Genomic DNA, 25,018 nt, shown 5'->3' on the forward strand with positions numbered 1-25,018 from the left:
CACGCGCGGTCAACGGCGTCCACAAAAGAAAAACGCCCCGGTCCTGCGACCGGGGCGCTGTGCATTCAGGCCTGGAGGAATCCGGCTTAGACAAGCTGCTTCAGCAGGGTGTCCTTGATGGAGTCGATGGAGCCTTCGCCATCGAGCTCGATGTACTTGGTCACGCCCTTGGCGGCGAGATCCTTGTAGAAGTAGGCGGCGGCCAGGGTGCCGTCCTCGGTGTTGTAGTAGATGTCGTGGCGCTTGCCGATGGCGCCTTCATCCTGGTCGTCGGCACGGGCGGACAGGCTGCCGCCACACACCCGGCACACGTCGCCGTTGGGCTTGATGGCGTCGATGAAGATGTTGTTCGGGTGGTTGTTGTCGTTCTTGCAGAGGCGGCGGCCCATGATGCGGTTCTTGGCCACTTCGCGGGGCAGCAGGATTTCGATGACGTAATCCAGCTTCAGACCTTCGGCCTGAAGGGCGTCCCACAGCTTCTGGGCCTGCACCATGTTGCGCGGGAAGCCGTCGAGCAGCCAGCCGTTGGGGCCGGCGCCCTTCAGGGTTTCCAGCACCATGGGGATGGTGATGTCGTCGGGCACGAGGTCGCCGCGGTCGATGTATTCCTTGGCCTTCTTGCCGAGTTCGGTGCCGCCGCCGATGTGCTGGCGGAAGATGGCGCCCGATTCGATGTGAGCCAGATCGTACTTCTTCTTGACGAGCGCCCCCTGGGTGCCCTTGCCGCTACCATTGGGACCGAAGATGAGGATATTCACCCCGAACCTCCTTGTAATAATTTTCACGAGTGATTACCGCGAAGGCCGCCCCCTGTCAATCCATGCCCCTGCAAGCTCGTGAGAAATACGCGAAATGCGGGGGGATTGCACGGGCGTCAAATGGGGGGGGAAGGCCGCGTGGTGCTGGCAGGGCAAAGGCGGGGTGTGTGCAGGCAGGATGTGGGTGCAGGGGCTGGGCGAGTGGTGGAATTGGCCGACAAGCATGGATGGAGTGCCTGCCGCTGCGGAAACATCCCGGAGGCAGGCGCTCTTGTGAAAAAGGCGCTGTAACGAAGCCTGGCGTTGGAAGGGTGAGTCAGGCCTGCTCTTGCTGGTCTGGCAGGGGGGCAGACGCGCGAAACTCGATGCCCCCGGCGTCTTCCCTGCAACCGGCGTTGCTGTCGGATACGGGAATCACCCGCGCCGTCTTGCCGCCGGGAAACTGCACGCAGGCCCCGCCACGACCGGCATGCCAGGCCGCGTCCAGGTCCATCAGGCTGGCGGCCAGCGGCTGGCCGGGGCCAAGCCTGTCCAGCATGCGCTTGTACAGGCGCAGGCGTGCGGCGCGGTGCAGGCCGCGCAGGGTGCGACCGGGCAGAAGGATGCATTGGGGCGGGGCAACGGGTGACGCGTGCGGCGGCGTTGCGCAGGCCGCGCCGTGTGTTGCCGCAGGCCGGGGGGGGGCGTCCGCCCCGCGCTCGCCGTCGGCATGGCCAGCCTGCGCATGGGCCAGATGGCGGGACCAGTAGTCCGCATCGCAGCGGGCCAGTTCCCACAGCGAGCGGACGGCCTCGCCCAGTGCCGGATTTTCCGCGCGCAGCAGGGGCAGCACCTGATGGCGCAGCCGGTTGCGACGGTAGGCCGGATCGGCGTTGGAAGGGTCGCGCACGGGCTGCACGCCAAGGTCCGCCAGAAAGGCGTCGATGTCGCGGCGTTCCGTGGTCAGCAGGGGCCGCAGGATGCGCCGTGCCGGGTCCATGGCGGCCATGCCGCCCAGGCCGGGCCAGCCGGTGCCCCGCACCAGGCGCAGCAGCACATCCTCGCACAGGTCGTCCGCCTGATGGGCGGTGCAGGTCCAGTCCGCGCCGGTGCGCTGGCGCTCCGCCTCGAAGAAGGCGTAGCGGGCGCGCCGTCCGGCGTCTTCAAGGCCGCAACATTCCCGCGCCGCAAGGTCGGATACGTCTGCGCGCTCCGCGCGGCAAGGCACGCCCAGTCGGCGGCACAGCGCGGCCACGGCGCGGGCTTCGTCCGCGGATTCCGGGCGCAGGCCATGGTCCAGCACGGCGGCATGCAGGCGCAGCCCCAGCCGGGGCGCCAGCCAGCGCAGGACCAGCAGCAGGCACAGCGAGTCGGCCCCGCCGGAAACGCCAATGACCAGCCGCAGGCCGGAAACTGGGGACGGTTGCGCTTCTGCGGCTCCCCCGGGCTGCGCATGCCCGGGAATGCCATTGTCAGGCGTTGCCCCGCGCGGCAGTTCGCCGGTCAGGAAGTCGCCTACGCGCAAGCAGAACCGCGCCGCAGTGGGCGGCAGGTCCTGCAGGCGCAGGGGCAGCCGCTGCGGCAGCAGCGGGCGCGCCGTGAGGGCGGGGGAGGCGAGCGGGGTATGGGAATGGGGCATGGCTGGCCTGCGGACAACAGGGAAACGCCCGGCGGAAGGACCGGGTGCGAAAGACCGGAAAGGCGTCGGGAATGGCTGTGCGCGGGCGGCGTGCCGTATTGCGGACAGGCCCCGGCGTCGCGTCGCCCCGGCGCTACACCGCTATGCCAAGGTCCGCCAGCAGGCCGTCCAGATAGTCGACCATGTGCGCCCGCAGCTCGGGCGAGGCGTAGGCGATGCATTCGCAGCGCAGCATGCCCCGCGCCCGCACCAGCAGTTCCATGCGCAGGGTATCCTCGTCCATCTCAAGGGCCAGGCAGAACGGGCCGCAGCTTTCGCCATGGGCCACCTGAACGGGGGTAAGGTGGTGCTGGGGCACGGGCAGCCAGTACAGGCCGGCCATGCCGCCGCCAAGGTTCATTTCGTCCAGCCGCGTGCGCACGGCGGTGATGTCTTGAGCGGTCAGGTCGTCGATGCAGTAGGTGCGCATGGGTTCTCTTATGCGTCGTCGCGTTGCTGCGTGTGCTTGCGGTCGCTGTGGGCGTCGTCGGGCACGTCGTCGCAGTCCAGGTTGAACATGCGGCGGGTGATGTCGATGTACCGGGTTCCGGCTTCTTCCTCGTCGAAGCGGCGCTTCAGGAAGGTGATGGGCTCGTGGTTCACCTTCTTGACGATGGCGCACAGCATGGCCTGCAACGCCTCGCGGGTGGCGTCGTCCACCGGGCCAAGGCGCTTCAGGGTGCGGGCCAGCTCGTCCTGGGCAATGCGTTCACTGCGCCGCAGCAGGTCAACGATGGTGGGTTGCAGGTCAAGCGACTTCAACCATTTGGCGAAGTTGCCCGCCTCTTCTTCCACGATGGAGCGGGCCTTGGCCGCCTCGTCGCGGCGCTGGGCCATGTTTTCCTCGACCACCTCTTTCAGGTCGTCGATGTCGTACAGGTAGACGTTGTCCAGGTTGTTGACGTCGGGGTCGATGTCGCGCGGCACGGCAATGTCGATGAAGAACATGGGCCGGTTCTTGCGGCGCTTCAGCACGTCCTTGATGTCCCGCGCCCGGATGATGGGTTCGTGCGCGCCGGTGGAGCTGATGATGATGTCCGCCTCGGCCAGCCGCACCGACAGGTCCTGGAACAGCACCGCCTCGCCCTTGAACTGCCTGGCCAGTTGCAGGCCGCGTTCGAAGGTGCGGTTGGCCACCATGATCTCGCGGATGCCGGAATTCAGCAGGTGGGTGGCCGCCAGTTCCGCCATTTCACCCGCGCCGATCAGCATGGCCTTGTACTGCGACATTTCGCCGAAGATGCGCTTGGCCAGTTCCACCGCCGCGTAGCTGATGGACACGGCGCTGGAAGCCACGCCGGTTTCGGTGCGCACCCGCTTGGCCACGGAAAAGGCCTTGTGCAGCAAGCGGTTCAGCACCACGCGGGTGGCGTTGCGTCCCACGGCCTTGCGGTAGGCGTCCTTGAGCTGGCCGAGGATCTGCGGTTCGCCCACCACCATGGAATCGAGGCTGGAGGCCACGCTGAACAGGTGGCGCACCGCATCGATGCCCTTGTGCACGTAGACGAAGGGTTCCAGGTCACTGCGCTTCTGGCCGCGCGCGGCGGCCCAGCAGTCCAGCACGCGCGTAGGCACGCCGGGGCCGTTGCCTACGGCCATGATTTCCACGCGGTTGCACGTGGACAGGATGACCACTTCGGAAATGTCGTCACCGGTGGGCACCACCCCTTGTTCAAGGACGGTACAGTCGGTGAGGGCGAACCGTTCGCGCACTTCGACGCTGGCGGTGCGATGGTTGAGGCCGATGAGATAGATTTCCTGATCCATGTGAACTCTGTGCTTCGCGGGGTGCGTCTTGTGGTCCGCTGGGTGCGCGACGGGCGGCGCCTGCTCCGGGTTGCGGGTCATGGTTCCTGCGGGGTGCGGCGGTTACTGCGGGTTGAAGCTGTGGTGCGTGGTCATCAGGAAGTTGACCCCCAGCAGCGAGAACACGCATACCGCGAAAATCCAGATGGCCATGACGGCGGTCTTGCGGCCCCGCCAGCCCAGCGCCAGCCGCTGGTGGAAGAGCAGGGCGAACATGCACCACACCACCAGCGAAACGACTTCCTTGGGGTCCCACGACAGCATCTTGCCCCAGGCTATGCGCGCCCACACGAACCCGGAAACCATGCCCAGCGTGAACAGCGGAAAACCCGCCATCACCGCGAGGTGGTTCACCTTGTCAAAGGCGGAAAGCGCGGGCAGGTCGCGGTCGAAGCCGGAAAGGCGCGTCTTGTGCTTCAGCTTGCGGTCCATGTACAGGAACAGCAACCCGGCCCCGCAGGCCATGGTCATCAGGCTGAAGCTGAGGAACAGCGTGCCGATGTGCAGCCCGAAGAACAGGCCGGACATGGCGGGCGGCAGCTTGCTTTGCACGTCGGCCAGCATGAACGACGAGACGTAGAACACCAGCGCCACAGGCGAGGCGGTAAGCCCCAGGAATTCCAGCCGCAGGCGCCACCAGACAAAGAAATAGATCAGCAGCAGGCTCCACGAGAGCATGCGGAAGTAGTAGGCCTTTTCCAGAATCTGCCAGGTCTGCCCCTGCATGGACACCCCCAGCATGATGGTATGCAGGGCAAAACCCGCCAGCGTCAGCCATTGCGAAAGGCGCTTCAGCCTGTCGCGCCGGGCCAGCAGGCCCACGGCGATGCATACCGTGCCAAGCACGTAGAGCATGATGATGGCGATGGAAAGCAGCTCAAGCGAGCTCATGCAGCAACTCCACGATGCGCGGATGCAGTTCCGCGGGCAGCAGTTCGGTCAGGATGCGTTCGGCCCCGGCGCGGTCGCGCGCGGCCAGTGCGTCGATGATCGGTGATTCCACGATGGCGCGGAACAGCGCCGTATTCTGCCCTGTCTCTTGCCCAAGCGCAAGGACGAGCGGGCGCAGGCGGCCCAGCAGCACGGTAATGGCGTCGTACCTCGCGCCGAACCACTGTTGCAGGTCCATGCGGATGCGCCGGGCCAGGGCCGGGCTGTGCCCCCCGGTGGAAAGGGCCACCGTCAGGTCGCCGCAGGCGAAGTGGGCGGGCACGATGAACGCCCCCGTGTCCGGGGCGTCGGCCACGTTGCAGGGCACGTTGCGCTGGCGGCAGGCATCGGCCACGGCGGCGTTGACGGCGCGGTTGCCCGTGGCCGCGAAGACCAGCGTGCAGCCGTCCACGTCGGCGGGGGCGAAGGGCCGCGCCTCGAAGCGCACGGCGGGGTGGGCCAGCAGGGGGGCCAGTTCCGGGTCGTCCGGAGCCTGCGGATTGGCGTCCAGCACCAGCACGCGGGCCGGGCCGCAATCCAGCAGCGACGCCAGCTTGCGGCGCCCCACGCCCCCCGCGCCCACCACCAGGCAGGCGCGTCCGTGCAGGTCGAGAAGCAGGGGATAATAACGCATTGGGGTCGTATACACGAGGGGCGGGCAAAGTAAAACCGGTCCGCCTTGCCGCCGCGCCCCACTTGGGCTAGTCTGCCGACAACGGTAGATGCGGACAATTCCCGCAACGACGCCAACACCTTGCGCATCCCATTACCCGGCAGGCACCCGCATGGCCAAACACCTCGTCATCCAGCTGGCCCGCTTCGGCGATCTCGTGCAGACCAAGCGTCTGATACTGTCGTTGCTGAACGAGGAGGGGGCTGACGGTGGCGGCACGCACGGCGCGGGGCAGGGACCGGGGCAGGGACCGGGGCATGCGGTTGCCCCCGCCCCCGAAGTACATCCGTCAGGGGTGCTTTCCTCAGAGGTGCATCTGCCCGAGGTGCATCTTGCGGTCGACGCCTCGCTGGTCGAACTGGCCCGGCTGGTCTACCCCGGCGTCACCGTGCACGGCGTGCGCGCCCACGGCGGTGTACCGCAGGCGGACGTGCTGGCGCACAACGCCCGCGCCTTCGCCGCCCTGGCGGCGGAACGCTTCGATACCGTCTATAACTTGAACAATTCCGGGCTGAACATGGCCCTCGCCGCGCTGTTTCCGCCCGATGCGGTGCGCGGCTACCGCAACCTGAACGGCCAGCCCCTGCGCGACCGCTGGATGCGCATGGCCTTTCGCTGGGTGGCGCACCGCCGCCTGTCCCCGGTGAACCTCGTGGACTTCTGGGCGGCGCTGGCCCCCCGGCCCATTGCCCCGGCGCGGGTAAACCCCATCGCCCTGCGGGGCGGGCGGGGCATCGGCGTGGTGCTGGCCGGGCGCATGTCGCGCCGTTCGCTGCCGCCCGATGCGCTGGCCGCCTGCCTGCGCGCCGTGTACGAGGGGCTGGGCGGCCCGCGCGTGACCTTTTTCGGCACCAGGGCCGAGCGTCCTTTGCTGCGCAAGGTGCTGGACCATCTGCCCGCGTCCGTGGCGGGGAACCACGACGATCTCGTGGGCCGCACCGGCTGGGCGGACCTGGCCGACGCGCTTGCGGGGCTGGACACGCTGCTCACCCCCGATACCGGCACCATGCACCTTGCCGCGCATCTTGGCGTGCCGGTGCAGGGCTTCTTCCTGTCCTCGGCGTGGTGCCACGAAACAGGCCCCTACGGCCCCGGCCACCGGGTGTGGCAAGCCACCTTGGACTGCCTGCCCTGCCTGGAGGCGCGGCCATGCCCCATCGGGGTGCAATGCCTGGATGCCTTCCGCTCGCGCGAGTTCCTGTCCTTTCTCTCCGGACGCCCCGGCGACCGCAACCCGCCCGGCATGCTGGGCATGGTCTCCACCCTCGACGACGTGGGGTCCACCTGGCTCACCGTGTTCGGCGAAGACCCGTCCGCGCCGCGCCGGGTGGAACTGCGGGCGCTGGTGGGCGAATACCTGGGCCTGTTCACGGGCGAGGAACTGACGGACCACGACCTGGCCCGCCTGCTGTACCACGAGGCGGACTGGATGCTGCCCGGCCCGGAAGGAGCGGCCTTTGCCGCGTTCGACCCGTTTGCGGACCAACCGCAGCGCGGGGCATGAAGGATTGCACCGACTGAAGGTTGAAGTTCAACTTTAAGGTTTGCGGGGCAAAACCTGCCCTGCGTCCCGACGTTTCCGTTTTCACGCTCCGCCGGGGTTCCGGCACGAGGTTCGCGCATGACCCAGCCTTTCGACACTCCTCCGTTCCCCGAATCCTCCGCGTCCGGCGCGTCCGCCAACGACATGCCCCGCCTGCGCGTGCTGGTGGTGCTGCCCATGTACGGCGGTTCCCTGCCCATCGGGCGGTATTGCGTGGACGCCCTGCGCGACCTGGGCCACGTGGTGGAAACCTTCGAGGCGCCGTCGTTCCTGGGAGCGTTCACGGCGCTGAAGGACCTGAAGGTCACGGCGGACCGGCTGGAGTTTCTGGAAAACTCGTTCCTTCAGGTGGTGTCGCAGGCGGTGCTGGCCAAGGTGGAAACCTTCGGGCCGGACCTGGTGCTGTGCCTGGCGCAGGCCCCGCTGAACCATCAGGCCCTCAAGCGGTTGCGGCGCGACAACGTGGCCACGGCCATGTGGTTCGTGGAAGACCACAAGGTGTTCACCTACTGGCGGGCCTTTGCGCCGTTCTACGACGTGTTCGCGGTGATCCAGCGTGCGCCCCTGCTGGACGAACTGGCCGCCATGGGCGTGCGCGACGCGCTGTACCTGCCCATGGCCGCGTTGCCGTCCTTTCACAAACCACTTGAACTTTCGCCGGTGGACCAGCGCCGCTACGGGGCCGACGTGGCCTTTCTGGGCGCGGGCTATCCCAACCGGCGCGTGGCTTTCCGCCAGCTGGTGCATCTGGACTTCAGGATATGGGGCACGGAATGGGACGGGGAGCCCCTGCTGGCGCGGCACGTGCAACAGGGGGGGGCGCGGGTGTCCGCCGAGGATTCGGTGAAGATCTACAACGCCAGCCGCATCAACCTGAACCTGCACTCCAGCATCCAGTCGCGCACCCTGGTTACCGGCGGCGACTTCGTGAACCCGCGCACCTTCGAGCTGGCCAGCATCGGGGCCTTTCAGCTGGTGGACCGGCGCACCCTGATGGATGAACTGTTCGCCGAGGATGAACTGGCCACCTTCGACTCCATGGACGGGCTGACGGCGGCCATCGCCCATTATCTGGCCCACCCGGAGGAGCGGCAGGCCATGGCGGCCCGTGCCCGTGCCCGGGTGCTTGCGGAACATACCTACCAGCACCGCATGCGCACGCTGCTGGAGTTCATCGCCCAGCGCCGCCCCGGCTGGCCCGCCCCGCGTGCCGCCGATGCGGGCCTGCCCGCCGACCTTCCCGAGGACATGCGGCGCGAGCTTGCCGCGCTGCTGGACCGGTTGGGCCTGCCCGCCGACGCCGCCTTTGCCGACGTGGTCACTGCCCTGCGCCAGCACAGCGGCCAGTTGACCCCGCTGGAAACGTCATTGCTGTTCCTGGACGAGTGGCGCAGGCAGTACGCCTGAAGAATACCGGAGCTTCTTGGCCGGGGAAACCTCCTGGCCGGGTAGGGCTGCCCTGCTGCCGGGTTCTCCACATGTTCGCTTTCCGTGTGCGTGCTTCCCGCACCCGGAACAGACACGTGCATGCGTGTGATGTGCACTTGGCAACGTCTACAGGATGGACTATGCGCCGAGGTATGAGCGTCCGCACAACCCACCGTATTCCGCGTTATCGGCGCGCCCGGCATGACCTTTACGTGTTGTGCGCGGCATGCGCGGCGGTGGCGTGCGCGGTGCTGCTGGCGTATTCGGTCCGCCCGGCGCTGGCTGATGGTCCGTCGTCGCAAACGCTGGTGGCCGTGTCCGACGAGTGGGCGCCGCGCATCATGCCGGGGGCGGACGGCTCCGCCGACGGCATCTGCCCCATGGTGCTGCGCCAGGTGGCAGAGGACATGGGGCTGGAGGTGGAGTTCGGCTTCATGCCCAAGCCGCGCCGCCAGATGGCCTTCCGCCGGGGCGAGATCAACGTGGTGCCGTGCGTTTCACCCATGTGGGAGGGCGTGCTGTCCGACGTGGCCGTGCATTCCGAGCCGTTCATGATGGCCACCGAAATGGTGCTGGTTCCCGCCGGGACCAAGGGGGTGTACCGTACCGTGCGCGATTTCGCGGGAATGCGCATGGGCACCATCGGCGGGTACGTCTATCACGACGGATTCGACGAGGCCTTCGAAACGGGCATGCTGCGCCGCGAGGATGCCTACACCGTGCCCCAGAACCTGCAAAAGCTGCGGGCCGGGCGTATTGATGCCATGATCGTGGATGACTACGAGGCCGCCTACTGGATGCACAAGGCCGGATGGGCCGAGACCGATTTTCGCGTGGCCTACGTGTTTGCCGATCCCGCACCCATCACGGTGATGCTACATGCCTCGCTGCGCGAGTTTCTGCCCAGGATCAACGCCTCGCTGGCTCGCATGCGCACCAACGGCACCCTGCGTGCCCTGTTCGCGGAATACGGTCCGCAGAAACTGGCCGCGCACCTGGCCCGCTGACGCAGGCCGGGCCCGCCTGTCCGTCCTGAGCTCTCCGGTTCACCCCGGTTTCATCCGATTTTTCCATTCCGGTGTTTTACCCGATCCGTGCACCAACCGCCCCAGGGAATCCGCCATGAAAGTCTACCGCTACCTGACCGGCCCCGACGATTCCGCCTTCTGCCACCGTGTCACCGAGGCCCTGAACAAGGGCTGGGAACTGCACGGCGGCCCCACGCTGACCTACGACGCCGAGCGCAAGCAGGTGATCGCCGGGCAGGCCATCGTCAAGGACGTGGAAGGCAAGGACTACGTGCCGGGCATGGACCTTTCCGCCCAGTAGCGCAACAGCCGGAGTTCGCCAGCGTCACCCTTCCTGCATCTCGCCGACCAGACGTTGCAGTTCGTGGGCCTGGTCGGCCAGGTCGCCGATGGCATGCGCCGCGTGCACCATGGCCTCGGCCATGGAGGACGAAATGCGGTCCACTTCCTTGATGGCGTGGTCTATCTCGTCGTTTTCCGCCGTTTCGCGCTCCACGGCTGCCGCTATGCTGTTCACCTGCGCCGCCGTTTCCTCGATGAGTCCCACGATTTCGCGCAGCGTCTCGCCTGATCGTTGCGCGGCCTGCGTCGAATCGTTGATGGCGCCCACCGCGTTGTCCACGTTCTGCACGTTCTTGCGCGTCCCTTCCTGAATGCTGCCGATGGCCTCGCCCACCTGCCGGGTGGCGGCCATGGTCTTTTCCGCCAGCTTGCGCACCTCGTCCGCCACCACGGCGAATCCGCGCCCGGCATCGCCCGCGCGGGCCGCCTCGATGGCGGCGTTGAGCGCCAGCAGGTTGGTCTGGTCGGCGATGTCCGAAATGACGTTCATGATCTGGCCGATGCCTTCCGCCTGCTCCCCCAGCACCGCCATGTCCGTCTTCAGGCTAAGCGCCTGGTCCTGCGCAAGGCCGATGCCGCGCACCACGTCACCGACCACGGTGGCGCCCTCCAATGCCTTTGCACGCGCGTTGTTGGCGGTGTGGGAGGCGTTGGTTGCGCTACGGGCGACATCCGCTATGGTCTCGCTCATTTCGTTGATGGCCGTTGCCGTGCGTGCCACGCTATCCAGTTGCGATGAGGTGCCGCTGGAGGTGTGGTCGATGCGGCGCGTCAGCTCTTCCGACGCCCTGGATACGTTGGCCACCACGGTTTCGATGCGGGATGCCGCCAGCATCATGCCCTTGCGGGTGGCAACCTCCGCTTCACGGCGGACATGTTCCGCCTCTTCCGTGGCCAGCCGGGCCCGATGGGCCTCTTCCGTAGCCAGGCGCTGCTTTTCCTCGGCGCCGGAAATCAGCCCCTTGAGACTGACGACCATGCGGCGCAAGGCTTCGGCAAGCATGCCCACTTCGTCAGCGCCGCGCACGTCCAGTTCTCGGTCCAGGCTGCCTTCACTCACCGCCTTGGCGTAGTCCACGGCCCGGCGTAGCGGCCGCGTGAGCATGAGCGTTATGCCCACGCCAAGCAGCATGGCCAGGGCAGGGCCGCCCAGCATGCCCGCCATGATGGCGAACTTGTGGCGCGCGGCGCTCTGCATCTCCTGCTGGTAGAGTGTGGCGGATTCCTTGAGTCCCTGTTCCGTCAGGTCGTCCAGCGCGGCGAACGTGGCGTCGTGCACTTTGCGCAAATCCGTGGTGCGCGCCAGTATCTCCATCAGGGTCAGGATGTCGCTCTTGTCTTTTTCCCATTCGCGGATGAGGTCGAGCAGGGCGTCGTTGCCCTTGCGGCCCGCGTCGAGCTGCTTGCGGAATTCCGTGAACAGGGCGTTTTCGCTCTCCGAGCGGGGCAGCGCCGTGTACTTTTCCATGGCCACGGCTATGGCCGCGCGCGACTGTTCCATGGCCGCGTATTGCTGCCGCGAGAAATCCGGCGAAATGCCGGGCACCAGCAGACTGCGCTGGGCGATGACGACTTCGCGGATTTCCTCCGCGATGCGCAGAAGGTGCGGAAAGCCGGGCATGCGGCGTGCCACTATGCTTTCAAGCGAATGACTGGCGCTGTTGATGCCAAGGTACCCGATGACGCCCACCCCGAGCGTTATGGCGGCGACGATCATAAAGGCCCCTGCGATCTTGGTGCCGATGCGCGAGATGCCCATGCCTCCCCCCTGAGGAAAGACGATGCCCGCGGCGAGCGGACGTCGAAGGTCGTGCGGACGCGGGGTCCGGGTTTACTGGTACGCCCCGCATCCCACCAGCAGGTCGTCCACGCGTTCCATGTACATGGATTTGGGCTCGATGAGTTTGGTCTGGGGGTTGGAGAACTTGTAGTCCTGCCAGAACGAGGCCTTGGTTTTTCCCAGTTCCACGCGCTCCTTGACGAAGTACTTGCCGTCGGGGTCGCGCAGTTCCATCAGGTTCTTGCCGACCTGTTTGGCGTTGGCCCCGTGGGCAAGGCAGGTGCCCTGCATGTCGTAGACAACCACATACAGGTCGCGATCGACAAACATGCCCTGCGGGTTGCTGATTTCCGCCAGGGCCTTGTCGCGCCCGTTGGCCTTGAGATAGGCCACGGCCTTTTTGACCATGGCGACGGCTTCATCCTTGCTGCCCTTGGTCTGGGCGCTCGCCAGCGTGCACAGGGTTGCCACGAGCAACAGGGCAAATGCCGCGCGCAGTGCGTATCTCATGATGGCTCCTTTGGCGGACGATGCCGCGTTTGATGGATATGGGCGGAAGCCATGATAGCTTGGCGGATACGGGCGGGGCATGATTACTTGGCGCCGGGGCTCGGGCAGGGGCGGGAGAGGCCGGGGACGACAGCGGTGACCCGGCGGGGCAGGCGGCATGGACAGAAGCGGCCACGCAAAACCGGCCAGAGCAGCTCGGTCCGCCTGGCCGGTTGTCTTCGCCGTGTTGGGTATTGCGTCACCCGGCGTCACAGGATGATGCGGACGTCAGGGATGGTTCTTGAACTTGTCCGCCGTATGCGGGTTGCCGGAATGGCAGGGGGTACAGTCCATCTTGCCCTTCAGCAGGGGCGACTGCTTGCCGGGGTTGTGGCATTGGCCGCAGTAGGTGACCGAAGCCGGGTCGCCGTGGGCCACGGCAAAGGCCCCTGCCTGTTTGGCGTTCATGATGGCGATGGCCTTCGCGGCCACGTCGGCGGTGATGCGCGCGCATCGCTCGCCGCGTTCCGTGCTCTTTTCCGCAAAGCCGGATGCCTGGCACCACCGGCCCACGGACACATGGCACAACGGCGAATGGCTGACGCTGGTGGGCAGCGCGCCGGCCACGCCCTTGAAGGCCGCGCCCGGATCATGCATGGGGAAGGCGGTCTGTTCGTACCAACGGAACAGTTCCGCCACCATGGGGTCGCGTTCCTTGCGGCCCCAGAACAGCGCAAAGGCGCTGGCCGCACCCAGCAGGGCACCGCAGATGGTGCCCCAGTCGGAAATGCCGCTCTTGCCCACCTCCAGCATAGTGAAGGGAAACTGGTTGTACGGCGCGCCGTGCTGTTCGCCCATCATGCCTACGATGGCGTAGAACACCCCGTAGCCGCAGCCGTAGCCCTGGTGCCAGTAGCCGTCATAGGCCACGGGCGCGCAGACTGTGGCATCCAGCACGTGGGGCTTCCACGAGAAGGGGGCATCCTTCTGGGCAAAGCGTCCGCTGGTGGCGGCCATGGCCGGTTGCGGCGCAAGGACGGACCCCGCGCCCGGCAGCAGGTCACCGGCAAGGCATCCCGTGGCGCACCCCAGCATCCCCATGGCCTTCAGCATCGTTCTTCTGTTCATCCGTTCCATGCTGTTCCTCCGGTGAGATAGGAGCGATCACTCGCGCTCAATGTTGGTCGTGCATCAGCAAGAGGCGTTCCATGCTTGTTCTTTTTGTGAACAATGTGAAACGACGGCGTGTTGCATGAAGCCAGGGGCGGTGATGGGTGCAAACAGAACTTTCAGGCTGCCAACCGCGCATATCGTGCCGCCAACCGGACATTGCAGGGGCAACTGGGGGAAAGGGCTGGCAGGGGAAGGCGGGGGAGCAACGGTGGGAGTGCCCTCGGAATGGCAGCGGCACAGGGAACCGAGATGCCGTGGGTGGGCTGGCTGAATGGGGAGTGGTGATGAAAGGGCGGAAAAAAGGCCGGAAGGTAATCCTTCCGGCCTCTTGGGGGTGGCAAGTACAGGTGGCGCTTGGGGGCGGTTGGATGGCGCGGGGATGCGTCGCGGGCCTGCCCACCGGCTGGCACTTCAGAAGCAGCCCTACCGGCGGCAGCCGCAGCTGACGGCGGCGCGCATGCCGCGCTCGCCCACGATTTCGGTGCTGATGCCCTTGTCGGTGAACAGTTCCAGCAGGATGCAGTTCTCCACTCGGCCATCCACGATCATGGCCTTTTCCACGCCTTCCTCCAGCGCCTCCAGGCAGCATTTCACCTTGGGGATCATGCCGCCGGTCAGGGTGCCGTCGGTAAACAGTTCCACGGCCTCGCGGGTGGTCAGCGAGCGGATCAGTTCCTTCTGCTTGTCCAGGATGCCCGCCACGTCGGTAAGCAGCAGCAGGCGTTTGGCGCGCAGCGCCGCCGCCACGGCCCCGGCCACGGCGTCGGCGTTGATGTTGTACGTCTCGCCGTTTTCGTCCACGCCCACGGGCGCGATGACCGGCACGAAGTTGTCGCGCTCCAGCGAACGGAGCAGGGTGGTTTCCACCCGCATAACCTCGCCCACCTTGCCAAGGTCGATGATTTCCGGTGCATGATTGCCGCCGTTGACGATCATCTCCATCTTGCGGGCGCGGATGAGCTGGCCGTCCTTGCCGGAAAGGCCCACGGCCTTCACCCCGCTGAGGTTCAGCAGGTTCACGATTTCCTTGTTGACCTTGCCCACCAGCACCATTTCCACCACGTCCATGGTGGCGTCGTCGGTGACGCGCAGCCCCTCGCGGAACTGCGACTGGATGTGCAACTGTTCCAGCATGCGGCCAATCTGCGGGCCGCCGCCGTGCACCACCACCGGGTTGATGCCCACCTGCTTCAGCAGGGCGATGTTGAGGGCGAAGGCCTTTTTCAGCGCCTCGTCCTTCATGGCGTGGCCGCCGTACTTGATGACCACGGTCTGCCCGTGGAACTGGCGCATGTAGGGCAGGCACTCGATGAGCACCTTGGACTGGAGCTTGGCGTAGGCGGCGGGGTCTGCGCAGCAGGACGCGGCCTGTTCGGTCTGGCTCATGGCACTCTCTTCGGGCGGTGCGCTACGGCGAGGTAGCGGCTGGGGTTCTTGCAACAGGGCCTGTTTCCAAAAGCAGGATTTTCGTCCGTTGGCAAGGAGAACACGTCTGCCATGAGGGAGGCCTCGGTCGTTGCGTGAGCGAAGCGAATTTTACGGATGATGCCGCAACCATGCTTCGCGCCCTACGGGGCGGACGCCAACGGGCGAAAAGACAGGTTGGGAGCAGGCCCTACAGGATGTAGCGGCTGAGATCCTTGTTGGCGCGCACGTCGGCCAGGTGCTCGCGCACGTAGTCGCTGTCCACGGTCACCCGGTCGCCGGAGCGGTCGGGTGCCTCGAACGAAAGGTCGGCCAGGATTTTTTCCAGGATGGTGTACAGCCGCCGCGCCCCGATGTTTTCGGTCTGGGCGTTGGTTTCTTCGGCAAAGGCGGCGATTTCGCGCAAGGCGTCGCCGGTGAATTCGATGTGCACGCCTTCCGTTTGCAGCAGCGCGGTGTACTGCCGGGTAAGCGCATTGTGCGGCTCGGTGAGGATGCGCAGGAAGTCGTCCTTTCCGAGCGCGGACAACTCCGCCCGCAGGGGAAAGCGCCCCTGCAATTCCGGAATCAGGTCCGAGGGCTTGCTGAAATGGAACGCCCCGGCGGCGATGAACAGGATGTGGTCGGTGCGCACCATGCCGTACTTGGTGTTGACCACGCTGCCTTCCACGATGGGCAGCAGGTCGCGCTGCACCCCTTCGCGCGAGACGTCGGAGCTTTTCTGGGTACTGCCGCTGGCGATCTTGTCGATTTCGTCGATGAAGATGATGCCGGTCTGCTCCACGCGTTCGCGGGCCAGGTCGGACACGCGGTCGTGGTCGATGAGCCGGTCGGCCTCTTCCTGCGTCAGCAGGTTGAAGGCATCGCGCACCTTCATGCGGCGGCGCTTGCGGCGCGAGGGAAAGACCTTGCTGAACATGTCGCGCACCTGCGAGCCCACGTCCTCCAGCCCCGGCATGGACAGTACGCCCACCTGCGGCCCGCCGGATTCCTCCACCTCCATGTCCACCTCGCGGTCGTCCAGCTTGCCGCCGTGCCACAGGGTGCGCAGCTTTTCGCGGGTGGAGGAGCGGCTGTCCGGCACGGAGCCGGTGCCCGTGGGCGGGGACGCGTGGGACGCATCGGCCTGCGCCGGGGGCTGGGGAATGGCCTGTCCGCCAGAATGGCTGGCGGAAAGGTCGAAGGTCAGGCCGCCCATGCCTTGTGCCGGGGCAGGCTGGGGCGCGCCGCCGGGCAGCAGCAGGTCCAGCAGGCGTTCCTCTGCGCGGGCCTCGGCCTTCACGCGCACCTTCTCGTTTTCCTCGGCCCGCACCAGGGCGATGCCGATTTCCATCAGGTCGCGCACCATGGATTCCACGTCGCGGCCCACGTAGCCCACCTCGGTGAACTTGGTGGCCTCCACCTTGATGAACGGTGACGCGGAAAGCTTGGCCAGCCGCCGGGCTATCTCGGTCTTGCCGACGCCGGTGGGGCCCATCATGATGATGTTCTTGGGGGCTATCTCGTCGCGCAGGGCCGGGTCCAGCTGCTGGCGGCGCCAGCGGTTGCGCATGGCCACGGCCACCATGCGCTTGGCGGCGTTCTGGCCCACGATGTACTTGTCCAGTTCCGAAACGATTTCACGGGGGGTGAGGTTGCTCATGTTCGGTATGCGCGAAGGCGGGTTGTTCGTTCTGCCGGTGGCCCGCCGACAACGCGGCAGGCGGCGGACGGCGCCGTGCGGGGCACGATACCAGCGCGGGCGGCGAAAGCCAACGCCCGCTGCGGCAAGGCGTTGGGGGCACGGCCTTGCCGTGATGCGCGCGGCCTGAGGCTCGCGGGCGCGAACGGGCACGGGCAGGCCGGAAACGAACGGGGAGGGGGCACGCGCGTGCCTCCTCCCCGTTTTTGCGATCAAGTGCGCGTGCGCGCTATTCCAGGGGCACGGTGCGGAAGAAGGTCTGGCCGCGGCGCATCAGTTGCAGCATCACCGCGCCGCGCTTCTTGCCGTCCTGCTCGATGACCTTGGTGAGGTCGGCAGCTGTGTTCACCGGCTTCAGGTTGGCCAGCAGGATGATGTCACCGGCGCGGATGTCCGCCTCGGCAGCGGGCTTGCCGCCCTCGACGGAAACCACCAGCAGGCCGCGCGCCTCTTCCAGCTTCAGGTTGCGGGCGTCTTCCGCGCTGACGGGGCGCACGCTCATGCCAAGCCCGGCGGATGCCTGTTCCTTGCCGCTCTTTTCCGGGGCGGCATCGCCGCGCTGGGCGGTCAGGTGTTCCGCCGTGCGTTCGCCAAGGGTAAGGTTGACGGTCTTGGTCTGGCCGTTGCGCCACAGGGTCAGCTTGGTGGAGTCGCCGGGCTTCAGCGCGGCGATGCGGCGCAGCAGCTGGCTGGAATCGGACACGTCGTCGCCTTCAACCTTCAGCACGATGTCGCCGGGCTTCAGCCCCGCCTTGTCGGCGGGTTCGCCGGGCATCACCGAGCCCACCAGCGCGCCGCGCGGTTCGCCAAGGCCCAGGGCACGTGCGGTAGCCTCGTCCACGTCCTGGATGGTCACCCCGATCCAGCCGCGCCGCACCTTGCCCTCGGCGCGCAGCTGGGCGATGACCCGCTCGGCCATGCTGCTGGGGATGGCAAAGCCGATGCCCTGGCCGGAGGCGATGATGGCGGTGTTGATGCCGATGACCTGGCCATTCATGTTCAACAGCGGGCCGCCGCTGTTGCCGGGGTTGATGGAGGCGTCGGTCTGCAGGAAGTTGTCGAACGGGCCGGAGCGGATGTCGCGCCCCTTGGCGCTCAGGATGCCCGCGGTCACCGAGTGGTCGAGGCCGAAGGGGTTGCCGATGGCCAGCAACCATTCGCCCACTTCAAGCTTGTCGGAATCGCCAAAGGGCAGCACCGGCAACGAGTTGCCCGCGTTGATCTTCAACAGGGCGAGGTCGGTCTCCTCGTCGGTGCCGATGACGTTGGCCACGTACGAGTTGGACTTGCCGCTGGCACCTTGCAGGTTCACGCGGATCACGTCGGCCTCGGCCACCACGTGGTTGTTGGTGACGATGTAGCCGTCCGTGGAAATGATGAAGCCGGAACCCAGCGAACGCTGCTTCTGCGGGCGCTGCTGGCGGCCATGGAATTTCTCGAACTGGTCGAAGAATTTGTCGAAGGGGGTGCCGGGCGGCATGTTGCGGAACAGTTCGTTGAACGGATTTTCCGCGGCCTGCACTGTTTTTTCGGTGCTGATGTTGACCACGGCATTGCCCGACTGCTTCGCCAGTTCGCGAAAGTCGGGCAGCATGGGCGCGGCCTGCGCGGCTGCTGCAAGCACAAGGCACAGCGCCAGCGCGGCGGCGAGGGTACGGGAAAGTGAGCGTGCCATGTAGGGCTCCTTGGCAGGGGGAGTTTGCAGGCGGCGACGTGCCCGCGGCAACGGCCCCCGATTTGGCGGGGCCGACTGCGTGAGATAATAGGGCATACCGGTACGATGTAAACACCGTGACGCCATTTTTTGTCCGTGGAGGACAGGGGCAGCACTGGGGGCAGCACTGGGGGCGGCCCACGGTGGGGCCCAAAGCGAGGCCCAACGTGCGTCAGGACAAGGGCGTGAAAAAAACGGGGGAACGCGTACGCGCCCCCCCCCGTTTCATCGGTCATTGTCGTACGGCTACTTCTTGCGCTTGTCCAGGGCGGCCTGAAGGGCGCTGCCAAGGCTGCCGAAGCCGCTGGCATCGCCGGACACCACGGTGGCCGGGGCAGAGGAGCGCGAACCGCGGCCGCCATCGCGGCCACCGGAGCGGGCTCCGTCACGGCTGCCTCCGCGCCCTTCGCGCGGCTCGCGCTTCTGGGGCTGGGCAAGCTTGCGCCATTCGTCGTCGTCCTCGCCGGTGGCGTCAGCCGGGGCCAGCGAGATGCGGCGGGCCTTCACGTCCAGGTCGCGCACCACCAGCGAGACTTCCGCGCCGGGGTTCAGCCCGGCGTAGGTCTTGGACTGGGGCGAGGTGGCGGCCACGGCGTTGGGCAGAAGCCCGGTGACGCCGGGGGCCAGGTTCACGAACAGGCCGAAGGGCGCGCGCTTTTCCACGGTGCCGGTGACGGTGGAACCGGCGGGGAAGCGTTCTTCCACCGTGGACCACGGGTCGCCTTCCGCGTCGCGCAGGCTCAGGGACAGCCGCTTGCGGGCGGGGTCCAGTTCCTTGATCCTGACGGACACGGTCTCGCCGGGGGTCACGGCCTCTTCGGGCTTGTTGATGCGGCGGGTCCAGGACATTTCGGAAAGGTGCACCAGGCCTTCCACGCCGGGCAGCACCTCGATGAAGGCGCCGAACGGTGCGAGGCGGGTGACCTTGCCGGTCAGGATCTGGTCGGCGTCCAGGCGGTCGGCCACGTCCTGCCACGGGTCGCCGGACACCTGGCGGATGGACAGGGAGATGCGCGGACCCTTGCGGGAATCCTTGCCGCCCTTGCCTTCTTCCGCGCCGGCAATGCCCAGCACCTTCACGCGCACCTTGTCGCCCACGCTCACGGCTTCGTCGGCCTGCTGCACGCGCGACCACGAAAGCTCGGAAACGTGCACCATGCCTTCAAGGCCGGGGGCGATTTCCACAAAGGCGCCAAACGGGGCAAGGCGGGCCACGGTGCCTTCCAGCACGTCGCCTTCCTTCACGTTTTCCATGAGGGCGCTCAGCGCCTCGGCCTGCTCGCGCTCCAGCAGCATGCGGCGCGAAACCACGATGTTGCGGCCGTTCTGCTCCAGGCGGGTAATCAGGAACTGGAAGGTCTGGCCGGTGAACGAGTCGGGCTCGGCACCGGGGCGCAGGTCCATCTGGCTGGCCGGGCAGAAGGCGCGGCGCTTCAGGACTTCAACGTTGAAGCCGCCCTTGCAGGGGCCGGTAACCTTGCCTTCAATGGGGATGCCCGCGTTCAGGGCGTCTTCCATCTGGGCCAGGCCCACCTGGCCGCCCATGGCGCGGGACAGTTTTATTTCATTGGCGTTGGCGGAAACCACGTACAGTTCCAGCACATCGCCCACGGCCACGGGCAGGTTGCCTTCGGCGTCCTCCAGTTCCTTGCGGTCCACAAGACCGTCCACCTTGGCTCCGGTGGCGACGAAGACGGTGTCCTCGCCGATGGCCACCACGGTGGCCTTCACCCGTTCGCCGGTGCGCACGGTTTCAGCCGCGCCGGAATGTGCCTCCAGCAGGTCCGCGAAGCTGGCGTTCTCGTCGAATGCGTCGTCACCAGCCATGTCCTGCGGGGCAGGCGCGGTGGTGGCTTCGGGGGCGGTGGCTTCCGCCTGTCCGGTTTCGGTGGTGGCCTCCGGGGCTTGCAGCCCGGTGGCTTCGGTGCGTTCACCAGTCATCAGTCCGATCTCCTTGAAAAGTGGCATGCGCCGCGTGGCGTTCACCCGCAATATCAGCGCCGAAGGGCAAGGGCAAGTGCGACGGTGTGGTTGCGTCGCCGTCAATGGCATGCGATACTGTAGAGAAATCGCCATTTTCGCAAGGAGGTTCCATGCTCAAAGCCAAGGCACGCCACATTCTCGTCGATACCGAGGATGCCTGCAACGAATTGAAGGCCCGCATTCTGGCGGGTGAAGACTTTGCCGAGGTGGCGCGCGCCCACTCCAAGTGCCCGTCGGGCCGCCGCGGCGGCGACCTGGGGGAATTCCCCCGCGGCGCCATGGTGCCCGAATTCGATGAAGTCGTGTTCACCGGTGAAGTGGGTACCGTGCTCGGCCCGGTGCGCACCCAGTTCGGCCACCATCTGATTGAAGTCACGGCGCGCTCCGGCAGCTAGCGCCGCGCGCAAGTGCACCGTGCTGCGCCCCGCTGTGCCATGACGCAGCCGGTGCACGCGCTTTCCCTTTCGGCCGCCAGGTCGCCCGCACGGGCGAAGTTCGGCTGGCGGCGGCAGGGGATGCACACGTTCGGGATTCAGGGCCTTCCGTCGTTTCCGGATAACGGCAACCCCGCAATGGGTGCATGCCGCCGGAATGGCGAGAAGGCCCTGGTATCGAGACTTCAAGGCCGCTCGCGTCGGGCCTTGGCATGACGTGACCGTGGAGCCGGGCGAACGCTTTTGTCCGTGTTCCCCACCGGTGTGCCCCACCACGGATTTTCCGGTGTTCCTCTCTCCGCCGGCATTCGCCGGTTCGTTCCCTTCCTGCAGCAGGTGCGTAACCACAGCCATTCCCCGCGGGTACCTTCATGGAAACTCCGACCGGCGCGCCTTTTCCCCCCATGCCCAGCATCGGAAGCCTGTTGACCATCATCGATGCCCTGCACGACAACGTCGCCATCGTCGGCGTCGATGGCGCAATGCTCTGGGTAAGCCCCAGCTTCGAGCGCACGTACGGGGTGACCAGCGAGCAGATCGTGGGGCGCACCACCTATGACCTTGAAGCAAACCGGATATTTTTTCCTTCCGTTGCGGCCCTTGTCATCAAGACAGGACAGCCCGTCACCGTCACGGAAGTCAATAGGCATGGTGCGTACCATATAGTAACCGGCGTTCCCATACCGCGTGATGACGGGGAACTCGGCTTTGTGGTGAGCTATTCCGTTGATTCCCGCTATCTTCTGCAAATGCATGCAGAGTACGAGAATATCAACGCGTTGCTCGAAAAGACGGAGACGGAAATTCCGGCCATACCCGGGTTCTGCTGTGTCAGCGATGCGATGCGCGGGATAGTCGAAACGATCGGCAGATTGGCCAGGGTGGACACCAGCGTTCTCATCACGGGCGAATCCGGCGTGGGCAAGAATGTTCTTGCCAGGCTGCTGCATCATTTGAGCGACCGTTCGAAGGGGCCGCTGGTGGAAATCAACTGCGCGGGCATACCGGGCGCGCTGCTGGAGTCCGAGCTTTTCGGCTACGAGACCGGCGCATTCACCGGTGCCCGCGCCGGGGGCAAGCCGGGGCGCATCGAACTTGCCCATGGCGGCACGCTGTTTCTTGATGAAATAGGCGAACTGCCGCTGGAGTTGCAGGCAAAGCTGCTGCAGGTCATCCAGGAAAAGCGGATCGTCAAGCTCGGTGGCACTCGCCCGGTAAGCATAGATTTCCGCCTGGTCACCGCCACCAATCAGGACCTGCGCGCCCTGGTGGCCAAGAAACGCTTCCGGAGCGACCTGTTTTTTCGCCTGAATGTCCTGCCGGTGGACATTCCGCCCCTGAGGGACCGCCCGGACGACATCCTGCCCATTGCCAGGTTCGTGCTGGATGACCTGAACGCCAAGTACGGCACGAAAAAGCGACTGGCTTCAGAGATGGAGAGTCTGTTCCGTGGCTATTCGTGGCCGGGGAATGTTCGGGAATTGTGGAACGTTCTTGAGCAGATGGTTGTGGTAAGCCGTGGCAGCATCATTGGGCCCGGCGATCTTCCCCGCCACATGCAGCCCCATCAGGTTGCCCTGCCTGAAAACGGCATGTCGCTGCGGCAGGCCCTTGAAGACATGGAGGCGCGCATCATCCGCGAGGCCTACGCCAGGCACGGAACCACGGTCGCCGTCGGCAGAGCCCTTGGCATCAGCCAGCCTTCGGCCGCCCGCAAGATATCCAGGTACTGCCACGGCAAATGACGGTGCGGGCGTTGCCGGTCTGCCCCCAGCGAGGGACGTTGGCTTCGCGGCGCCCCATTGGGGCGATGCCGGGTGATGCCATGCAGCGCGGTGCCCGATCCTGGCGGATCGGGCACCGCGTATTCTCGTCTGGTTCTTCGTCTAGTCCTTGATGTCCGGGACCATCTTCAGGAACTTGTCCGTGATGTACAGGCCGGGTTGCAGCTTCTCACCCTCGGCGGGCTTCAGCTTTCCAAGCCCGGTAAAGAACTTCACCAGATCCTTCTGCCACGCCTGCACCTGGCTCTCGCCCTTCGAGGCGTCGAACATTCTGAGCTGTTCTTCAAGGGTGAACACGGGGTGCATCAGCAGGTCCATCCGCGCCTCGTCCTCGGCCATTTGCAGCCCCGCCCACTTCAGGAAACGGGTATATTCCGGAGTCAGCCCGACCCCCTCCTGGCGCAGCATGTCAATGCCACGAAACATGATCTTGAGGAACCTGGCCACCACTTCCGGGTTTTCGTCGCAGAACTTCTTGTCCCCGATCAGGACGATGGGCACGAATCCGCCTGCCTTGCGCACGTCGGAGGCAACCTTCCAGTCCTTCTTGAGCCCGTTGTAGAGCAGGGGGGCCCAGAGCACCACGGCGTCGCCGATGCCCTTCTCGAAAGCAGCCAGGGCTTGCGCCGGGTCCATGTTCTTGACCACCACGTCCTTGTCCGTGAGGCCCATGGACCTGAGCCACAGGCTCATGGCGTAATGGCCGGACGAGATGGTGGTCACCAGAATGGTCTTGCCCTTGACGTCGTCGGGGTGGCCGTAAAGCTCCGGATATTGGGGGTTGAACCCCTTGGTCTTGAGGATGGGGCTGTCGGGGCGGACAAGGACTGCGTTGGCCAGGGAGTCGTCGTCGCCGATGCCGATGAGGTAGGCGTCATGGCGCAAGGCGGCGAGCATCATGGGAACCCCGCCCGTCGCGCCCAGCACCCACTGTCTGGCTGGCAGGGCTTCCACCTGCGCCATGCCGGAATCGAACATGTGGAGCTTGAATTCCAGCCCCAGTTCCTTGTCCCAGCCTTTTTCCTTGGCATACCACGCGTTGAAGGTGGTTTCTTCCGCCTGCCACGTGGTGTGCAGGACCTGGGGCGCGGCCTGCGCCACTGCTCCGGCGGCGAGCGACATAAGGAGTAGTGCGATCGGCATGACCAGTCTGAAACAGGTTGTCGGCAGCATTCGTGGTCTCCTCGGTTGGAGCGGTTGATGATATCCCTCGGCCAGCTTGCTGGGCAATCGTTTGAGGCGGTCGTTCTTTCACGTTGATGCAGTCCGTGGTGCGCGGTCTGCAGCGCTACATTCCTGTCCGTCTGTTCCGGGCAAGCACGGAAATGAATGCGTGCATGATGCCCGCGGCTGCGTAGGACGTGATCGATGCATGGTCCGATTCGGGCAGCACTTCCACCATGTCCATGCCGACAAGGTGAAGCCCTGGGCATGTTCCCAGCACGAGTTGCAAAGCCTGATGCGAGGTGAAACCGCCGATTTCCGGGGTTCCCGTGCCTGGTGCATAGGCGGCGTCCAGAAAGTCGATGTCGAAGCTCACGTACACCGGCACGCCCGGTTCAATGCGTTCGCGGATTCGTTCGATGGCCTTTTGAACGCCAATGCCGTGCAGTTCCCATCCGCTGATCAGCTCAAGGCCCTTTGCATGTGCGTACTGAAGGCTGTCGTGCGAGTAGAGGGGGCCCCGGATGCCGACCTGCGTGCTTTGCCGGGGCAACACGAGCCCTTCCTCGATGGCCCAATGGAACGTTGTGCCGTGGTTGTAGGGCTTGCCGAAGTAGTCGCTGCCGGTATCGGAATGGGCGTCGAAGTGCAGCAGGGCCACCGGCCCGTGTTTTTGGGCCACGGCGCGGAGCACCGGCAGGGTGATGGAGTGGTCGCCCCCCATGATGACGGGAACGGCCCCGGAATTCATGCAGGGAGCAAGGCCGTTCTGGATACGCTCGAAGCTGTCTTCCGTGTATCCGGGGACTATGTCGATGTCGCCGCAGTCTACCCCGTCGAGATGTTCGAAAATATCAACGTCCAGAACGCTGTTGTAGGATTTCAGGATGCTTGATGCCTCGCGGATGGCCGCCGGTCCGAAGCGGCAACCGGGCTTGTAGCTGGTTGCCGTGTCGAAGGGGACTCCGTAGACGGCAAAGTCGTTGCCTTCCGGGTGCTCCGCGTGTGGGAGGCGCTGAAAGGTCCGTACGCCGCAGAATCTGGGAGAGTGCAGTGAGTTGACCGGTTTGCCCATATGTTCTCCTTGTCCTGGCCGGATGGTTGGTCGGGAGGTGGCAAGAAGTGTTCCGTTGATTAATGTGCTGATATTGTTTTGTTATATTTGAACGGCTGCGCGGTGCTATGCGCGTGTGAATAGGGCCGCGCGCATGCAGGCATGCTTTTGA

Annotated in this window: 21 protein-coding genes; 6 read left to right on the forward strand and 15 right to left on the reverse strand. The window is 65.8% G+C overall.

From position 1 onward, the window contains the following. Positions 1-86 precede the first annotated feature (86 nt). The 6 genes from K6142_RS06435 to K6142_RS06460 all read right to left on the reverse strand — a co-directional run bounded on the left by K6142_RS06435 (position 87) and on the right by K6142_RS06460 (position 5,785). Positions 87-758, reverse strand: a complete 672-nt coding sequence (locus K6142_RS06435; protein WP_190245962.1) for an adenylate kinase — start codon at positions 756-758, stop codon at positions 87-89. Positions 759-1,074: 316 nt separating this feature from the next. Further along, on the reverse strand, positions 1,075-2,376 hold the full coding sequence (tilS, locus tag K6142_RS06440; RefSeq protein ID WP_223380775.1) for a tRNA lysidine(34) synthetase TilS: 1,302 nt from the start codon (positions 2,374-2,376) through the stop codon (positions 1,075-1,077). Positions 2,377-2,509: 133 nt separating this feature from the next. Next, on the reverse strand, positions 2,510-2,845 hold the full coding sequence (locus K6142_RS06445) for a hypothetical protein (RefSeq protein WP_190245143.1): 336 nt from the start codon (positions 2,843-2,845) through the stop codon (positions 2,510-2,512). An 8-nt stretch (positions 2,846-2,853) separates the two neighbouring features. Next, positions 2,854-4,182 (reverse strand): glutamyl-tRNA reductase, encoded by a 1,329-nt coding sequence (gene hemA, locus K6142_RS06450; RefSeq protein WP_190245144.1) that lies wholly within the window; start codon positions 4,180-4,182, stop codon positions 2,854-2,856. 102 nt (positions 4,183-4,284) lie between these two features. Beyond that, positions 4,285-5,112 carry an inner membrane protein YpjD gene (locus K6142_RS06455; RefSeq protein WP_012611448.1) on the reverse strand — a complete coding sequence of 276 codons (828 nt, stop codon included), beginning with the start codon at positions 5,110-5,112 and terminating at the stop codon, positions 4,285-4,287. Continuing rightward, positions 5,099-5,785, reverse strand: a complete 687-nt coding sequence (locus K6142_RS06460) for a bifunctional precorrin-2 dehydrogenase/sirohydrochlorin ferrochelatase (protein ID WP_190245145.1) — start codon at positions 5,783-5,785, stop codon at positions 5,099-5,101. The genes K6142_RS06455 and K6142_RS06460 overlap by 14 nt, the downstream gene beginning before the upstream one ends. Positions 5,786-5,936: 151 nt before the next feature. Between K6142_RS06460 and K6142_RS06465 the strand changes: the two genes are divergently transcribed. From K6142_RS06465 to K6142_RS06480, 4 genes are all read left to right on the forward strand, one after another. Then, positions 5,937-7,328 carry a glycosyltransferase family 9 protein gene (locus K6142_RS06465; RefSeq protein ID WP_190245146.1) on the forward strand — a complete coding sequence of 464 codons (1,392 nt, stop codon included), beginning with the start codon at positions 5,937-5,939 and terminating at the stop codon, positions 7,326-7,328. A gap of 183 nt (positions 7,329-7,511) precedes the next feature. Then, entirely contained in the window at positions 7,512-8,774 is a 1,263-nt protein-coding gene (locus K6142_RS06470; RefSeq protein ID WP_190245164.1) for a glycosyltransferase, read from the forward strand. 233 nt (positions 8,775-9,007) lie between these two features. Beyond that, a complete protein-coding gene (locus K6142_RS06475; RefSeq protein WP_223290376.1) occupies positions 9,008-9,802 on the forward strand; it encodes a substrate-binding periplasmic protein in 795 nt (264 codons plus the stop codon). 115 nt (positions 9,803-9,917) lie between these two features. Next, positions 9,918-10,124, forward strand: coding sequence for a DUF1737 domain-containing protein (locus tag K6142_RS06480; RefSeq protein ID WP_190245148.1), 207 nt, complete (start codon positions 9,918-9,920; stop codon positions 10,122-10,124). Between the two features lie 24 nt (positions 10,125-10,148). Here K6142_RS06480 and K6142_RS06485 read toward each other — a convergent pair whose 3' ends face one another. The 7 genes from K6142_RS06485 to K6142_RS06515 all read right to left on the reverse strand — a co-directional run bounded on the left by K6142_RS06485 (position 10,149) and on the right by K6142_RS06515 (position 20,368). Continuing rightward, positions 10,149-11,924, reverse strand: a complete 1,776-nt coding sequence (locus K6142_RS06485; protein WP_190245149.1) for a methyl-accepting chemotaxis protein — start codon at positions 11,922-11,924, stop codon at positions 10,149-10,151. A 72-nt stretch (positions 11,925-11,996) separates the two neighbouring features. Continuing rightward, the gene (locus K6142_RS06490; RefSeq protein ID WP_190245150.1) at positions 11,997-12,455 is read right to left on the reverse strand and encodes a cache domain-containing protein; all 459 of its coding nucleotides are present in this window, start codon (positions 12,453-12,455) and stop codon (positions 11,997-11,999) included. A gap of 267 nt (positions 12,456-12,722) precedes the next feature. After that, a complete protein-coding gene (locus K6142_RS06495; protein WP_190245151.1) occupies positions 12,723-13,571 on the reverse strand; it encodes a split-Soret cytochrome c in 849 nt (282 codons plus the stop codon). A gap of 459 nt (positions 13,572-14,030) precedes the next feature. Beyond that, positions 14,031-14,993 carry an acetylglutamate kinase gene (argB, locus tag K6142_RS06500; RefSeq protein ID WP_012611457.1) on the reverse strand — a complete coding sequence of 321 codons (963 nt, stop codon included), beginning with the start codon at positions 14,991-14,993 and terminating at the stop codon, positions 14,031-14,033. Between the two features lie 229 nt (positions 14,994-15,222). After that, a complete protein-coding gene (gene hslU / locus K6142_RS06505) occupies positions 15,223-16,674 on the reverse strand; it encodes an ATP-dependent protease ATPase subunit HslU (RefSeq protein WP_190245152.1) in 1,452 nt (483 codons plus the stop codon). Between the two features lie 268 nt (positions 16,675-16,942). Further along, on the reverse strand, positions 16,943-18,388 hold the full coding sequence (locus tag K6142_RS06510; RefSeq protein ID WP_190245153.1) for a DegQ family serine endoprotease: 1,446 nt from the start codon (positions 18,386-18,388) through the stop codon (positions 16,943-16,945). A 285-nt stretch (positions 18,389-18,673) separates the two neighbouring features. Next, positions 18,674-20,368, reverse strand: coding sequence for a 30S ribosomal protein S1 (locus K6142_RS06515; RefSeq protein ID WP_190245154.1), 1,695 nt, complete (start codon positions 20,366-20,368; stop codon positions 18,674-18,676). A 152-nt stretch (positions 20,369-20,520) separates the two neighbouring features. Between K6142_RS06515 and K6142_RS06520 the strand changes: the two genes are divergently transcribed. Beyond that, the gene (locus K6142_RS06520; protein ID WP_012611461.1) at positions 20,521-20,805 is read left to right on the forward strand and encodes a peptidylprolyl isomerase; all 285 of its coding nucleotides are present in this window, start codon (positions 20,521-20,523) and stop codon (positions 20,803-20,805) included. 464 nt (positions 20,806-21,269) lie between these two features. Next, positions 21,270-22,589 (forward strand): sigma-54 interaction domain-containing protein, encoded by a 1,320-nt coding sequence (locus K6142_RS06525; protein ID WP_223380776.1) that lies wholly within the window; start codon positions 21,270-21,272, stop codon positions 22,587-22,589. A 141-nt stretch (positions 22,590-22,730) separates the two neighbouring features. Here the strand turns inward: K6142_RS06525 and K6142_RS06530 are convergent, their stop codons facing one another. Further along, positions 22,731-23,750, reverse strand: a complete 1,020-nt coding sequence (locus tag K6142_RS06530) for an ABC transporter substrate-binding protein (protein ID WP_223290378.1) — start codon at positions 23,748-23,750, stop codon at positions 22,731-22,733. 166 nt (positions 23,751-23,916) lie between these two features. Then, positions 23,917-24,867: an agmatinase gene (gene speB / locus K6142_RS06535; RefSeq protein ID WP_190245157.1), complete on the reverse strand. Its 951-nt coding sequence runs from the start codon at positions 24,865-24,867 to the stop codon at positions 23,917-23,919. Positions 24,868-25,018 lie beyond the last annotated feature (151 nt).

Origin of the sequence: Nitratidesulfovibrio sp. SRB-5, assembly GCF_019931275.1 — a bacterium.
In the GTDB taxonomy this organism is placed as follows: Bacteria; Desulfobacterota; Desulfovibrionia; order Desulfovibrionales; family Desulfovibrionaceae; genus Cupidesulfovibrio.